Origin of the sequence: Roseibium sp. (genome assembly GCF_965233565.1) — a bacterium.
Taxonomy (GTDB): domain Bacteria; phylum Pseudomonadota; class Alphaproteobacteria; order Rhizobiales; family Stappiaceae; genus Roseibium.
Genome location: NZ_OZ247494.1, coordinates 2,096,896 through 2,111,383, shown reverse-complemented (window position 1 = coordinate 2,111,383; position 14,488 = coordinate 2,096,896). Strand labels below are relative to the sequence as shown.

Annotated in this window: 13 protein-coding genes; 5 read left to right on the top strand and 8 right to left on the bottom strand. The window is 60.4% G+C overall.

Annotated features, from left to right (window positions below; genetic code table 11):
- The first annotated feature begins 143 nt into the window (after nucleotides 1-143).
- Both ACO6TG_RS09715 and ACO6TG_RS09710 read left to right on the top strand, forming a co-directional pair.
- Nucleotides 144-824, top strand: coding sequence for a response regulator (locus ACO6TG_RS09715; protein ID WP_422377992.1), 681 nt, complete (start codon nucleotides 144-146; stop codon nucleotides 822-824).
- Nucleotides 817-2,118 carry an ATP-binding protein gene (locus ACO6TG_RS09710; protein ID WP_422377991.1) on the top strand — a complete coding sequence of 434 codons (1,302 nt, stop codon included), beginning with the start codon at nucleotides 817-819 and terminating at the stop codon, nucleotides 2,116-2,118. The genes ACO6TG_RS09715 and ACO6TG_RS09710 overlap by 8 nt, the downstream gene beginning before the upstream one ends.
- 20 nt (nucleotides 2,119-2,138) lie before the next feature.
- On the opposite strand, the gene ACO6TG_RS09705 is transcribed toward ACO6TG_RS09710, so the two are convergent.
- On the bottom strand, nucleotides 2,139-2,564 hold the full coding sequence (locus ACO6TG_RS09705) for a CopD family protein (RefSeq protein WP_422378861.1): 426 nt from the start codon (nucleotides 2,562-2,564) through the stop codon (nucleotides 2,139-2,141).
- On the bottom strand, nucleotides 2,564-2,896 hold the full coding sequence (locus ACO6TG_RS09700; protein WP_422377990.1) for a DUF3817 domain-containing protein: 333 nt from the start codon (nucleotides 2,894-2,896) through the stop codon (nucleotides 2,564-2,566). Before ACO6TG_RS09700 ends, ACO6TG_RS09705 begins: the two co-directional genes overlap by 1 nt.
- A gap of 131 nt (nucleotides 2,897-3,027) precedes the next feature.
- On the opposite strand from ACO6TG_RS09700, the gene ACO6TG_RS09695 reads away from it, so the two are divergent.
- Together ACO6TG_RS09695 and ACO6TG_RS09690 are read left to right on the top strand one after the other, a co-directional pair.
- Nucleotides 3,028-3,996 carry a GlxA family transcriptional regulator gene (locus ACO6TG_RS09695; protein WP_422377989.1) on the top strand — a complete coding sequence of 323 codons (969 nt, stop codon included), beginning with the start codon at nucleotides 3,028-3,030 and terminating at the stop codon, nucleotides 3,994-3,996.
- A 479-nt stretch (nucleotides 3,997-4,475) separates the two neighbouring features.
- Nucleotides 4,476-5,519 (top strand): CAP domain-containing protein, encoded by a 1,044-nt coding sequence (locus ACO6TG_RS09690; RefSeq protein ID WP_422377988.1) that lies wholly within the window; start codon nucleotides 4,476-4,478, stop codon nucleotides 5,517-5,519.
- Between the two features lie 198 nt (nucleotides 5,520-5,717).
- Here the strand turns inward: ACO6TG_RS09690 and ACO6TG_RS09685 are convergent, their stop codons facing one another.
- Together ACO6TG_RS09685 and ACO6TG_RS09680 are read right to left on the bottom strand one after the other, a co-directional pair.
- On the bottom strand, nucleotides 5,718-6,545 hold the full coding sequence (locus ACO6TG_RS09685; RefSeq protein ID WP_422377987.1) for a lytic murein transglycosylase: 828 nt from the start codon (nucleotides 6,543-6,545) through the stop codon (nucleotides 5,718-5,720).
- 295 nt (nucleotides 6,546-6,840) lie between these two features.
- Nucleotides 6,841-7,302 carry a VOC family protein gene (locus ACO6TG_RS09680; protein ID WP_422377986.1) on the bottom strand — a complete coding sequence of 154 codons (462 nt, stop codon included), beginning with the start codon at nucleotides 7,300-7,302 and terminating at the stop codon, nucleotides 6,841-6,843.
- Nucleotides 7,303-7,403: 101 nt separating this feature from the next.
- Here ACO6TG_RS09680 and ACO6TG_RS09675 point away from each other — a divergent pair, with 101 nt between their 5' ends.
- Nucleotides 7,404-8,306 (top strand): DMT family transporter, encoded by a 903-nt coding sequence (locus tag ACO6TG_RS09675; RefSeq protein WP_422377985.1) that lies wholly within the window; start codon nucleotides 7,404-7,406, stop codon nucleotides 8,304-8,306.
- Between the two features lie 167 nt (nucleotides 8,307-8,473).
- On the opposite strand, the gene ACO6TG_RS09670 is transcribed toward ACO6TG_RS09675, so the two are convergent.
- The 4 genes from ACO6TG_RS09670 to ACO6TG_RS09655 all read right to left on the bottom strand — a co-directional run bounded on the left by ACO6TG_RS09670 (nucleotide 8,474) and on the right by ACO6TG_RS09655 (nucleotide 14,344).
- Nucleotides 8,474-10,993, bottom strand: a complete 2,520-nt coding sequence (locus ACO6TG_RS09670; RefSeq protein WP_422377984.1) for a heavy metal translocating P-type ATPase — start codon at nucleotides 10,991-10,993, stop codon at nucleotides 8,474-8,476.
- Between the two features lie 265 nt (nucleotides 10,994-11,258).
- Nucleotides 11,259-12,800: a tripartite tricarboxylate transporter permease gene (locus tag ACO6TG_RS09665; RefSeq protein ID WP_422377983.1), complete on the bottom strand. Its 1,542-nt coding sequence runs from the start codon at nucleotides 12,798-12,800 to the stop codon at nucleotides 11,259-11,261.
- A 12-nt stretch (nucleotides 12,801-12,812) separates the two neighbouring features.
- Nucleotides 12,813-13,244 (bottom strand): tripartite tricarboxylate transporter TctB family protein, encoded by a 432-nt coding sequence (locus ACO6TG_RS09660; protein WP_094072212.1) that lies wholly within the window; start codon nucleotides 13,242-13,244, stop codon nucleotides 12,813-12,815.
- A gap of 110 nt (nucleotides 13,245-13,354) precedes the next feature.
- Nucleotides 13,355-14,344: a Bug family tripartite tricarboxylate transporter substrate binding protein gene (locus ACO6TG_RS09655; RefSeq protein WP_422377982.1), complete on the bottom strand. Its 990-nt coding sequence runs from the start codon at nucleotides 14,342-14,344 to the stop codon at nucleotides 13,355-13,357.
- Nucleotides 14,345-14,488 lie beyond the last annotated feature (144 nt).

Below are 14,488 nucleotides of genomic sequence, written 5' to 3'. Positions count from 1 at the left end.
TCGAGCGGGAGATACGACGATCTGTTTCAAGATTTTCCGTCTGTCATGGTTTGTAACAACTCGGTGCAATTAGAGACTCCTCGGAACCGGCATCCGGCAAGTATCCTGTGGCCATGATTCAAAAACCGAACCGAATAATCGTCGTGGATGACGACCCGGAACTGCGTGCGCTTTTGCGCCGTTTTCTTTCAGAGCATGGCTTTGAGACACGGGCGGTCGAGAACGGCGCGGCGCTCGACCGTGAACTCGCCCGAAGCCCTGCCGATGCCGTCGTCCTGGATCTGATGATGCCCGGCGAAGACGGACTTGCCGTCTGCCGCCGGCTTCGGGCCGCCGGCGACACGACGCCGATTGTCATGTTGACGGCCCGCGGTGACCCGATCGATCGTATCGTCGGACTTGAAACCGGCGCCGATGATTACCTGCCCAAACCGTTCGAACCGCGCGAACTGGTGGCACGGCTGTCGGCGGTTCTGCGGCGTACGCAATCCGGCGGGGTTGTTCCGCTTGTCGACGAGGTCCTTTCGACCGGGCCGCTCGAGATCAATTTTTCAACGATGACCGTTGCGCGCGATGGAACAGTGCTCAGGCTATCCAGCCGTGAATTTGCGCTTCTGGCAGCGCTCGCGCGCAGCCTGGGACGGCCGCTGAGCCGCGTTCAGCTGATCGAACGTGCCCTCGGCCGCGATGCGGACGTGACCGACCGGGCCATAGACGTACAGGTTGCGCGGCTGCGAAAGGCGATTGGCGACACTGCCGAGGACCCGCAGCTGATCAAGACGGTCTGGGGCGTCGGCTACGTGCTGGTCAAAGACGATGCTTGATACATTCCTGAAGCAAACCATTGCGGTATTGGTGATCGCGATTTTCGCTGCGCTGATGATCAGCTTCATCACCGTCTCGGTGTTCATTGTCCGGCCCCAGATCAACCAGGCAGCCGACGTTGCCGCGCATACACTCAGAGCGATCAACCTGAGTTTCGGAGTTCTGGATGAAAGCCAGCGCGGCCAGCTGATCGACCGCCTGAGCAACAACGTCGATCTGAACATCTTGGCGTCCACGCTGCCGCCGGACATCCGGGAGCAACCAAGGCCGTTCCTGTCGCGGTATTTCAAGCAGGCGCTGGAGGCTCGCTACAAGCTTCCTGATGGCGCCTCCGTGGCAGCGGGATCGGATGGGCGGCTGTGGGTCCGGATCAACGTGGCGCAACGCCCGCTTTGGCTTTCCGTGGAAACGGCTCCGGACACGAATCCCTTGCAAAATCTGGTTTTTGTGGCGGCATTGGCCTTCGCGGCCGCGCTCCTTGCCGGCATTACTCTGCAGCGCCGGGTGACCCGCCCCCTCAAGTCGCTTGAAGAACATGTCCGCCGGTTCGATGATCCAAAGGGCCACACGCCTCTGCCAAAAGTGGGTGTTCGGGAATTTGCCGCCGTCGCAGAGGCGTTTAACCAGATGGCCGAACGCTTAAGGCTGACGGAAGTCGATCGTGCCGTGATGCTTGCCGGCGTTAGTCACGATCTGAGGACGCCTCTGACCAAGCTCCGTCTGTCACTCGACATGCTGCATGATTCCGATACCGAGCTGATCGACAGCGCAAAGCGTCAGGTCGACCGGATCGAAACCATGCTGGTGCAGTTTCTGGAATATGCGCGTGGTTTCGAAGCGGAGGAACCGAGGACCATACGCCTGAGCGCGCTGTTGATGAGCGCGGTCAACTCAGTGGACCTGGCGGACAAGGTCGATGTCAGCGTTCCCGAAGATCATGTTGTTTCCGTGCGCCAGGGTGCTTTGATCCGTGGGCTTGGCAATCTTCTGACCAATGCCATGCGCTACGGTGCCCCTCCATATCTAATCTCAGCGCGTTACGTTGACGAAAATCTCGTCCTCGATGTGCGCGATTGCGGACCAGGCCTGGATCAGGAGGAAGCCAGAGCCCTGACGCGTCCGTTTGCACGGGGCAATTCGGCCCGAAGCGACGACGGGACGGGCCTGGGTCTTGCCATTGTCGAGCAGGCCGCCCAGGCACATGGCGGCACGCTCGAGTTTGCCAAGCTGCCGATCGGCCTCAGTGCCTCGCTCCATCTGCCGGCGGACCGCCTGTCCGGATCAACAGCCTGAAGCCGGCAAGCCACTGGGCACTAACCGGGCTTTACGATGGCCAGGCAGACGATGCCGAGCACGCTGAACAGCGCGACTGCGGTCAAAGGGGGCGATGGCTTCGCGGAGGCGGGGAGGGCGTCCAGGTCAACCCGGCGCAGGCGTCCGGCGAGGACGCCGTGGAGACCCGACAGAAGAACGACAAACACCAGTTTTGCCATCAGCCAGCCGCTTGAGAACCACCCGCCTGCGAACGCGAGCCAGCTGCCAAAACCCCAGGCACCGATCATTGCCGGCAAGGTCACCCGCCTGTCCCACCATCTGACGGCAGCCCGGAGAGACCCTGCCGGATCTGTTTCGTCCTCTTTGCGGGATCCAAGTGCGGCACTCGCCAGCAACAGGGACACGATGCCTCCGACAAAGACCAGAACACAGGCGACATGGGCCGACTTGAGCCACAGATACATCACGCCGTTGCCCCCTTGCCCGGCGTCCTGCGCGCCAGCCATCGTTCATTGATGACGCCGCCGAACGGCACCAGGGCGCCGATGAAGAGCCGCAGTCCGGCCCGTCGATCGATTGTCCGGGCAGTAACGGCTTCAACGAGAACATAGAGAAAGATCAAAAACGCCAGGCCGTGCACCGGTCCCATGATCTGTGTCGCCACGGGGAGATCGGCGAAACGCTTCAAGGGCGAGGCGATCAACACCAGCGTGATGAGAGTGGCGCCTTCCAAGGCAACTGCGAGGCGCAAACGCCGCAAGCTCCTGGAATGATCAGACCTGTTCATTTTTGACATGAAATCCGGCTCCTCGTTTGCCGGACAGGTTAGCGTTGCCTTGAGCGTTGCGCCGTGGCAGTTTTGACAAATAACGGTAAGATCGTGCCAAGCTGCAGCTGAGGGTGTGGCAGCTAATTCGGGAGGGTTCAGTGCATAAGATTGGTGTCCTTGCATTGCATGGCTTTGTGCCCTCCGATCTTGCCATTCCCTGTGACGTGTTCTCGCACGCACGTCTTGCAGACGGAGCCTGCCCCTATGTTGTCCAGGTGTGCGGGGTTGCGCGGCGGGTGAGATCCAGACTGTTCGACCTTCATGTAGAGCAGGGCCTGGCCATGCTCGAACAGGCAGACACGATTATTGTGCCCGGGATTGAAGATATTGACCGGCCCGTTCCCCCAGATGTCCTGAGGGCCTTGCGACGTGCACGTGATAGCGGGATCCTGATCGCGTCCATTTGTTCCGGCGCCTTTGTCCTGGCCCAGGCCGGGCTGCTGGAAAACCGCAGAGCAACAACCCATTGGCTTGCCGCGGATGCATTTGCAGCCCGGTACCCGACTATCGACGTTGATCCCGACGTCCTCTTTGTCGATGAGGACCAGATCATTACATCGGCAGGCGCCACCGCCGGCATCGATATGTGCCTGCACATCATTGCGCGTCATCACGGCCAGGCCGTCGCGGCGGATTCGTCAAGACGTGCGGTCGCGCCGCTCGGCCGCGAAGGTGGTCAGCGGCAATTCATTCTTCGACAGGATGTCCTTGAACCGGTCGCCAGTGGAAGCATTGCCAAGACGCTCGAGTGGATCGAGAGCCAACTGGATGCTCCGCTCACCGTGGATCAAATGGCCTGCCATGCGGGCATGAGCAAACGGACCTTTGCCCGTCGTTTTGTCGCAGAGACGGGTACGACACCAGGCCAATGGTTGATCGAAGCCCGGACGCGGCATGCGCGCTTCCTGCTGGAAACAACCCGGTTGCCGGTCGACGAGATTGCCGCGCAAAGCGGTTTCGCCGATTCCTCCGGTCTGAGAGACAGGTTCCGGCGGGTCCTCGGCGTCAGCCCGCGGCACTACAGGGCCAGTTTCGGAACGCAAAAGCTCAAGGCAGCGTCCTGCTAGACATCGTTGTTTTGGTTCTCCGGAGATCGGCAAAGGCTGCTCGCCGTTTTTGCCACGTCGTTGAAACGGATGAGTTCCGCTGACACGTCAGGCCTGCTCTTATGGTCGGCGACACGGACCGGGCTGACCGTTCAGGTGCGAAAAGGTCCGCGCGGACCCCCTTGCTGAATTGATCCTGCTGCACAAGCGGTTGCACGCGGAGAGTTGCCACTGCCGTTCCAGGCCGGCAGGACACGAAAACCAGCTGATCCCTCGCCGAGTTTTGGCACCTCGGCGAGAGTTTGTTTCGCTCCTATGGGAAGAGGCAACGCTCATGCGACGGTTCGAAATAGGCTGGGTGTTTTCAATTTCTTCTTGCGTATAGGTTGCTGAATTATTCGTATTTTTTCCAATGTTTAGCCTCTCTTTTGCCCTGCATTGCTTCGACTTCTGAAAGCGCTCCCGCAAGGGGCATTTCACATTGCAGGAAAGGTCAAGACATGGCGCGCGCAAGCAGCTTTGAAAGACAGATGCTCAATCTCATCAATGAAGAAAGGGCGAATGCCGGGCTACAGCCGCTGAGGCTGAATGTATTGCTCAACGACTCCAGCGAAGACCATACCGAATGGATGCTTCGATCTGGCAATTTCTCGCATGTCGGTGAAGGGGGCTCTTCTGCGACGGAGCGCACAACCGACAGCGGCTATCCTTTGGAAGGTTCCTGGCGGACGGGTGAGAACATTGCCTGGCAATCGGAACGAGGGTCGCAGGGCATTGAAGACGACGTTCGTCAGTTGCATGAATCGCTGATGAACAGCCCGGGGCACCGAGCGAATATCCTCAACCCGGATTTCACGGAGATCGGGATCGGGATCGTAAGGGGGGACTTTCGCGGGTACGATTCGGTCGCGGTCACGCAGAATTTCGCGGCCACGGACGCAGATACATCAAGATTTGCCGATCTCGTTGAAACAGCGTCGCCCGACCCGGCGCCCGCACCTCAGCCTGATCCAGAACCGCAACCCGAACCTGCACCAGCGCCATCACCGGCACCGGAGCCCGCACCGGAGCCAGACCAACCTCACATCGTCACCGGATTCGCAAATGGCACCGAAGGAGACGACACTCTTGTCACCAGCGGGTCATGGTCCGTCGTGTTCGCGGGAGCCGGCGATGATACCGTGACGGGCAGTCACGGGTTCGATTTCCTCCATGGTGGCGCAGGAGACGATCGGTTGTCCGGCGGTGGCGGGCGCGATGTTCTGATTGGTGGTGCCGGAGACGACATCATGACCGGAGGGGCCGGTCGGGATCAGTTCATTTTCGCAGGTGGCAGCGACGTGATCAGCGACTTTTCGCCTGGGGAAGATATTGTGTTTTTCCATCCGGATCTGCGGACTGGCCCCGATACCGGGCGGTCCTGGCAAGACAACATCCTTATCGAGGATGGAAACACGGTCATCGACCTTGGCGCCGGCAACACCTTGACCCTCAACGGCATCACGGACGTGTCGACTGCAGATATGTTCAACCTGTTCTGTTGACGCGAACGCATCAAAGCTGATGTCACCGAGAAACCTGGGCTGGCCGATCATCCAATCGGGAAACAGGTTCTCCAGGGCAACGGCTGTCGCGCCAAGTCTCAGACTTGGCGCGACAGTCAATCGTTTCATTTCCCGGACTTCCAGCGCGTTTCGTTGTCTGTTGATCTTGCCGTGGGGCGAGTGCTTGAAGAGCACCGCCTATTGCTGGATCAATCCGGCGGCATAAGCGATGGCGCGCTGGTAATTACCGCTGTCGTTCCAGGTCGACAGGACACGGAAATTGGCCGAGCCCTCGCCGAACGGCCGTCCGGACCGCCATCCGTTGCGGCGAAGCATATTGGCGGCTGTGGCCAGCGCGTCGGCCGCGTTGTTGGGGTCGGCGCGGCCATCGCCATTGCCATCTACCGCGAAGCGGACCCAGTTGCCGGCCAGAAACTGCATGTGGCCCAGTTCGCCCGAGGGCCCGCCGCGGCTGTTGCCGGTCAGGAGCCCGCGGTCGACAAGTTGCAGGGCCGCGATCGCATCGTCTTCAAAGCGCGGAGACCGGCGGCAATAGGAGGCCAGGGTCACGGCACCGCTGACGACGGGTGTCTTGCCCGTGTAGCCACCCCAACCTGTCTCATAACCCCAGATTGCCACGAGGATCGATCCTGGCACGCCATAGCGCTTTTCAATGGACCTGAACAATCTGGCGTTCTGGTTCAATCTGCTTTTGGCTCTGGTGACAAAGGAGTTGACGCTCGAAAAACGGCTTTTCAAGAACTGTTCCGGACTGCGGTAACGCATGCTGGACTGTGAGGCCGGGTTCGATTCAAACCGCCACGTGATGCCGGAAAGCCGGGCCTGCTGCAGCGCATTCAGACCGCGCTGTCCAACACCGGCCCTCGCTGCCTGTTGCGCCAATTGTTGCTTGTAGGCTCCAAACTGTCCCTTGCTAGTGATGCAAGAGGCGGCAAGGGCCGGTGTTGCCACCAGCATCCCGGCAACAATCGCCAAGGTTCGAAGCGTGACCCGTGTTGGTGTCATTTCAGTCTCCATGAATCCAGATGACCCAAGGTCAAACTGGCAAACACTGGTGCGTCCTGTCCAGATCTTCATTGATAACAATTTTGGATTTCATGCGCGTGTCAGGATGTTGGAGCGTGTCTGTGCAAAAGTAGACAGCTTTTTGTGCTCCGGCGGCCGCCAACATGGTTCCTTGCTCGCCTTGATACATCTCGCTTGCCACACCGGTTTACCGGTCACTCGACTGCTAGTGGTGCCGCACCGGCCTTCCAGGCAAGGCAGGTCAACGGCGAATTTGAATTCCTGGGGGTGCTGATCATCTGTGCATGGCGTTCAAAGCGATCCGGTTGCCTTCGCTATCCTCGATTTCTGCGACGAAGCCGGCGGTCCCGATGTCTTTTTTGGGGTAGAGAACGACGCTCCCTTCTGCCTGTGCGCGTCGCAGAACCTCATCGATATCGTCCACATCAAAATAGAGTATGCAGCCCGTGCGGGACGGCTTGTACACATCACCTTTCACAAGCGCTCCGCTTGCGCCGGTGTGGTCGTCGTTGCGGGGAAAGAATGCCATCTCGTAACCATCGACGGTCTGACGGTCGAATTTAAAGCCGAAGAGGCGCTGGTAGTATGCAACGGCGCGATCCATGTCTGTGACAGGTATCTCGAAATGGAGTACCGGGTTTGCCATGCAGGTTCCTCGTTGAAAAATCAGGTTCAGACGGCTTTCAAAGGGCCAGACGAGCGGTTGACCGGCAGAAGTGCTCGCAATGCAGAGCATTCAATCCTGCCTGAACCGCTGGCCTGCCATTGCCGGTGCTCTGGTTTTGGGTCCATATGCGCAATCCGAACAATAGTCCAAAAACGAGTCACCAGGGCAATATGGGGCACATACCTGAATCGAATATACGCGGCATCCTCCTGATGGTGCTGGCCATGGGGTGCTTCGCAGTTGCCGATACCCTGATCAAACTGGCCGCGGGCAGCGTTTCGCCGCCGCAAATCATGTTTCTGCTTCTGGCAGGCGGCTTGGTGATGTTTTCCATCATGGCCAAACTGCAGGGCGCGGGGCTGATGGATCGCCGCGTCTTCGCACCTGTCATGCTGGTTCGATATCTGTCTGAAGTGGTCGCGATGATCGGCATGGTGAAGGCCCTGGCTCTTGTGCCGCTTTCCATGGTTGGCGCGATTATTCAGGCAACGCCCCTGCTGGTCGCTCTTGGAGCCGTTGTGTTTCTGGGTGAAGCGGTAAGCTGGCGCCGCTGGAGCACGATCCTTCTTGGTTTTGTCGGGGTGTTGATGATCGTGCAACCGGGAGCGGACGGATTTGAAGCCGCTTCCCTCTGGGCAGTTGTGTCGATGATCGGACTGGCGGTTCGCGATCTGACCACCCGCATGACCCCGGCCGACATGGCCTCTACAAGTCTTGCCGCCTATACGGCCGCAGCATCACTGCCCTTCGCAGTGGCATGGATTGTCATGGATGGCGACAGCTTGCTGCCGCCGGAAGCGGACTGGCTGCTCCTGGGAACGATGATCCTGTTGGGGTCGACAGGATATTTTCTGCTCACCGCATCCATTCGCACTACCAGCCTGTCCGTCGTCTCTCCGTTTCGCTACGCCCGACTGCTCTTCATGCTGATCCTGGGCGTCGTTGTGTTCGGTGAACGCCCCGGCCTGCCGATGCTTGCCGGGGCCGCGCTCATCGTGCTGTCCGGGCTATACATGATGTGGCGCGAACGGGTTGCAAAGCGGCAGGCCAGGCCCGTGCACGAGCAGGGCTGAGGTCGCCCACCGACGGTCACCAGAAGACTGTTGCCTGCAATGAGAACAGAGCCGGCCGCCGGTCTGAACATGCTCCGGTTTCGATCAGACACTTTCGGAAGGCCCGGATCAGGCCATCTGTCCGATGCGCCAGGTTTTAAAAGAGGCCGGTCCGTTCTCAGACACAGTCACTCGGCGGGCGCGACCTGCAGCGACCCGGTGGTTGTTCCGCGGTGTGTTTCGTAGGGCACCTGCGGGGTCCAGGTCCTGAGCCGCAAGGCGTTGCCTAGCACGAAAACGGAACTGAGAGCCATCGCCCCTGCCGCGAAGACCGGCGACAGGAGAAGGCCGAAGGCCGGATACAGAACCCCGGCAGCGATGGGCACCAGCGCGGTGTTGTACGCAAAGGCCCAGAAGAGGTTCTGCTTGATGTTGCGGATGGTTGCCCTGGAAAGGGCAATGGCATTCGGTACACCGGAAAGCGAACCGGAAACAAGAATGACTTCAGCCGCTTCGATCGCCACATCAGTGCCTGTCCCGATCGCGAGACCGACATCGGCTTCGGCGAGTGCCGGAGCATCGTTGATCCCGTCGCCGACAAATGCAACATGCCCGTGCTTTTCCTTGAGCGCCTTGACGGCATCCACCTTTCCGGCCGGCAGGACTTCGGAAACGACCTCGTCGATGCCGAGATGCCGGGCAATCGCGTTTGCCGTTCCGCTGTTGTCGCCGGTGATCATCGCAATCTTCAGACCAAGCGCGTGCAACGCCTCTATCGCTGCCGGAGTGGTCGCCTTGACGGGATCGGACACTGCGACGATGGCCGCAAGTTTGCCGTCGATGGCGGCATAGAGCGGGGACTTTCCTTCTTCGGCGAAACGTGCAGCGATGTCCCGGAAGACAGATACATCCTGTCCGAGCGAGGTCATGTACCGGTCCGCGCCAATCTCCACTTTGCGCCCTGCCGCCCTTGCGACAACACCCATGCCGGTGACGCTTTTAAAATCGGTCGCCTCCGGCAGCTGAAGGTTCCGCTCACGCGCCGCCGCAACAATTGCCTGTGCAATCGGATGTTCCGACTTTGCTTCGACCGCTGCTACCTGGGCCAGAACGTCTGACACCTCGAAGCCGTTCGTTATTTCAAGGTCCGTCAAGCTGGGGGCGCCTTCCGTCAGCGTGCCGGTCTTGTCCAGGGCGACGACCCGCACCTCTTTCAGGACCTGCAACGCATCGCCCCTTCGAAACAGGACACCCATTTCCGCGCCGCGTCCGGTGCCGACCATGATGGACGTCGGTGTGGCCAGACCCATCGCACAGGGACAGGCGATGATCAGAACCGCAACTGCATTCACAAGGCTGAAGGTGAGCGCAGGCTCCGGGCCGAAAATGAACCAGACACCGAATGTCAACAGAGCCAGGGTCATAACTGCGGGCACAAAATATCTGGTCACGGTATCGACCATGGCCTGAATGGGCAGTTTCCCGCCCTGTGCCTCTTCCACCAGCCGGATGATCTGGGAGAGCATCGTTTCGTCTCCGACCGCAGTGGTGCGGAAAACGAGACTTCCCGTCTGATTGACCGTTCCGCCGATAACGGTGGCGCCTGCTTCCTTGGCGACTGGAACCGGCTCTCCGGTGATCATGCTCTCGTCGACATAGGTGGATCCTTCGATCACTTCACCATCGACAGGCAGTTTCTCGCCGGGACGCACTTCGACAATGTCGCCCGGAACAACGCTGGTGACATCCACTTCGATGGTTTCACCGTCGCGCCGGACGCGAGCCGTTTTGGGCGCGATTTTCAAAAGCCGCTGGATCGCCTCCGAGGTTCGACCCTTTGCACGCGCTTCCATCCAGCGTCCGAGCAAAATCAGCGTCACGATGACGGCCGCCGCCTCGTAGTAGACATTCACCGTCCCCTGAGGCAGCAGGCCCGGGGCAAAGGTCGCCACGACCGAAAACGCGTAAGCTGCCGCCGTGCCCACGGCAACGAGGCTGTTCATGTCGGGGGAGCCTTTGAAAAGGGCCGGGAAGCCTTGGCTGTAAAAGGATCTGCCCGGGCCGATCAGGACGGCACTGGTAAGCGCAAACTGGATCAGCCAGCTTGTCTGGGTTCCTATGGTCTGCGCAATCAGGTGATGAACGCCGGGGATCAGGTGGCTGCCCATTTCAAGCAGAAACACCGGCAAGGTGAGAAAGCCGGCAATAATCACGCGGGTCTTGAGATGGCGTGCTTCTTCGTCCCGTCTTAGGGCCGCTTCTTCCCGGGCGGTGTCTCTTTGCCCTGCCGACCGTGCGGTCTTGCCGGTTGCAGCGACGGCAGCGATCAGTGCATGGACGTCTGCCTGTCCCTTCACCAGAGCGCTTTCGGTGGCAAGATTGACGTTCGCTTCTGTCACACCGGGAACGGCGAGCAATGCCTGTTCAACTCGTCCGACACAGCTCGCACATGTCATGCCTTCGATCGCAAGATGCGTGGTTTGCGTCGGCACCTTGTACCCCAGACCTTCAATGGCACTGACGAGGGCATCCTGTTTGACGGCCTTGTCAAACTGTATGTCCGCGCGTTCGGTTGCAAGGTTTACGCTGGCTGCGACCACGCCGTCGACACTCTTCAGAGCGTTTTCGACACGGCCGACGCAAGAGGCGCAATGCATGCCTTCAATCGGCAATGACAAGGTGTTTTGAGTTCTGGAACCGGCAGTCATGCCCGCCACTCTCCGATGGGTATGTTGATCTTCGTCGTGGAGATAGTGCTTCCAGTCGCTGGAGGGTCAAGATGCGGTTTTCTACTGATCCACCCTGGAGACAGGCAAAGTTTTCCAATCGGGCTCAGGGCAATACAATGCCTGAGCCCCCTGGATGAACAGGTTTTGCGAAGTTCCCATCAACGCGGTGCAGGCGCCCGCGCGCAAAAAAAGCTCCCTCTCCCGGCCAGGGAAAGGGAGCCTGAGTTGAAAGGCTGCTTGCCTGTCAATCGATGACGGCGCCTTCCTCGTCCTTCTTCATGTGGCGCATGCGCGCCTTCAGGACGCGGCCGAAGATGATCGGCAGGACAAAGCCGATGATGGCCAGGGTCCACAGCGTGATGGAGAGCGGGCTGTCGATCAGCGTCCACCAGTTGCCGTTGTCGATGGTGATCGCCCGGCGCAGGTTGTTTTCCATGGCGTTGCCGAGCAGCGTTCCGAGAATGATCGGCACCAGCGGCACATCGAGCTTTCTCAGGATCCACCCCATGACACCGAAGCCGATCATGACGAGCAGGTCGAAGGATGAACCGGAAATGCCGTAGATGCCGACAAAGCTGACCATGGCGACGATCGGCATCAGGATGCGCGGCGGGATTAAAAGCACCCGGGTGAACAGGCCGATCATCGGGATGTTCATGGCCAGCAGCATGAAGTTGGCAATGAACAGCGCCGCGATCAGACCCCAGACCACGTCCGGTTGCTGGGTGAAGAGCAGCGGGCCCGGCGTGATGTTGAGCGCCAGCAGCACGGCGAGCAGGACGGCCGTCGTGCCGGACCCTGGAACGCCGAGCGCGAGCATCGGCACCAGCGCGCCGCCGGCGGCCGCATTGTTGCCGGCCTCGGGGGCTGCAACCCCGCGCGGATCGCCGGTGCCGAAGGTCTTCTCCTTGTCGACCAGGCGTTTTTCCATCGTGTAGGAAATGAAGGACCCGAGCGACGCGCCTGCACCGGGCAGAACACCGGCAATGAAGCCGAGGAAGCTGGTGCGCAGCATGGTTGGCGTGCAGGACTTGATCACCGACCAGTTGGGCATCAGCCGACCGACGGAGACCTTGTGACCGGAGCCGTCCGCAGATCCGTGGCGATGCTCCAGGAAGATGAAAACTTCCGACAGGGCGAACAGGCCGACAATGGCAACCAGAAAGTCGATGCCGTCATAAAGATGGACTTCGCCAAAGGTGAAACGCGGCACGCCGGTCTGGGTGTCGACGCCGATGGTCGCCAGTCCGATGCCGAGCGCGGCGGCGAAGGCTGTTTTCGCCTGGTTGGTCGAGGCAACGCCTCCGAGTGTGGCAAATGCCAGGGTGAACAGGGCGAAATATTCTGCCGGGCCGAACAGGAGCGCGATCTTGACCAGCTGCGGAGCCAGCAGGATCAGGCCCCAGGTCGCCAGGAACGCGCCGACGAAAGACGCGATGCCCGACAGCGCAAGGGCTTCGCCGGCCCGGCCCTTTTGGGCCATTGGATAGCCGTCCAGACAGGTCATCATGGCCGGTTCGTCACCTGGAATATTCAGCAGGATCGACGAGATGCGACCGCCATACATGGCCCCGTAATAGACCGAGGTCAGAAGGATCAGGGCAGGTGTGGCACCGAGACCGAGCGTGAAGGCGAGCGGGATCAGGATGGCGACGCCGTTGGAGGGGCCGAGGCCCGGCAGCGCGCCCATCATGGTGCCGAGGAAGCAGCCGAGCAGCGCCAGCAGCAGGTTCTGCCAGGTCAGCGCGATGGCGAAGCCGTCGGCCAGGGAAGCAAGGGTTTCCATGAAATCTGCTCCTTAAAAGCCGAAGGGGCCCCTGGCCAGAGACAGGCCAAGAACGAGGTGGAAGACGGCATAGATGCCGACCGAAGTCGCGCAGCCGGAAACAACCGATGACAGCGGCCGGGTGCCAAGGCGCCAGGTGAGATAGGTTGCCGCCAGCGCGGTGGCGATGACAAAGCCAAGCTCGGGCAGGAAAATCGCGTAGAGGATCATCACGATGATGGCCGCGCCCACTTCCATGAAGCGCATGAAGGACGGCCATTCCGGTGCCTTGTCCGGCTTTGCGATGATGACCAGGGAAGACAGTCCGAGAACGGCTGCCATGATGAGGGGGAACGCTTTCGGTCCGACGGCGTCGGACAGGAAACTTTCTTCGATATTGAGAGCGGCCCAGGCATATCCGAGTGCGAGGAGAAGCCCGACCACTCCAAAGACGCGGTCGCTCATGAGGGTACCTTCCTGCAGGCGGGCCAGCCCCTGGCGGCCGTCTGCGCGGGATTGAAGAAAAAGAAAAGGGGCACAGTGAAGTGTGCCCCTAAAGTTGGGATGTGGCCCGTTTATTTGATGATGCCGATCTCTTTGGAGATGTCCTGGATCTGCTGAACGGAGTTGCCGACAAATTCCTGGAAGGCTGCGCCCTGCAGGTCGAGCGGTGCCAGGCCATTGGCGGCCATGATGCCTTTCCACTCTTCGCTGGCATAAAGGTTGGCGATTGCCGCCACCCAGGCATCGTAAGCTTCGTCGGACATGTTGCCCGGGGCGTAGAACCCGCGCCAGTTGGCGCCGATGGCGTCGATGCCCTGTTCCTTGGCGGTCGGGAAGTCGGCGAACTCACCCGGCAGACGGTCCGGTGCCAAAACGGCGATCACCTTGATGTCGCCGCTGTCGACAAAGCCCTTGGCTTCGGAGATGTCGCCGGTAAAGGCCTGGACGCTGTCAGCCAGGAGCTGGGTTACGGCTTCGCCGCCGCCGTCAAAGGCGATGTACTTGACCGAGCGCACATCGTCGATGCCATAGGCATTGGCGGCGATCAGGACTTTCAGGTGATCCCAGCCACCAACAGCAGACCCGCCGGCCACGGAGACGGAGGTCGGATCGGTCTTGATCTTCTCAAGCAGCTCGGGAAGCGTGTTGATGTCACTGTCGGCAGCAACAGCGATCACGCCATAGTCGGCGCCGATAGTGGCAAGCCAGCGCACCTGATCCATGGTGTTGCCCGGATAGGCGCCCTGGGCGAGGCGGGTTGCGGTCGCCGAGGAGGCTGCCACGATCAGGTCGTTGTCGTCGCCGCGCTTGTTGACCACTTCGGCAAAGGCCACACCGCCGCCGCCGCCGGCGAGGTTGACGACCTGCATGGTCTTGTCGAGCAGCTTCAGGTCCTGAAGGGTCTTGCCGACCTGGCGGCAGGTGAAGTCCCAGCCACCGCCCGGGTTGGCCGGGGCGATGCATTCCGGGTTCTCCGGCTTGAAGTCGGCAGCAGAGACGCCGAACGCGGATGCGCCAAGGAAGGCTGCCGCCAGCAGAAGGCGGGTTGGTTTGAATGCCATGTTGTCTTTCCTCCAAAATCTCCGGACTGTTTGCCAGCCCTTGGTATCCGCTGTGCCGCTGGCTGCGGGTCCTCCCAACGGATGTGAACCCAGCGTAACGCCGAACCCTGTCACCAACCTGTCAAACCCTGTCAGATCGCTTGC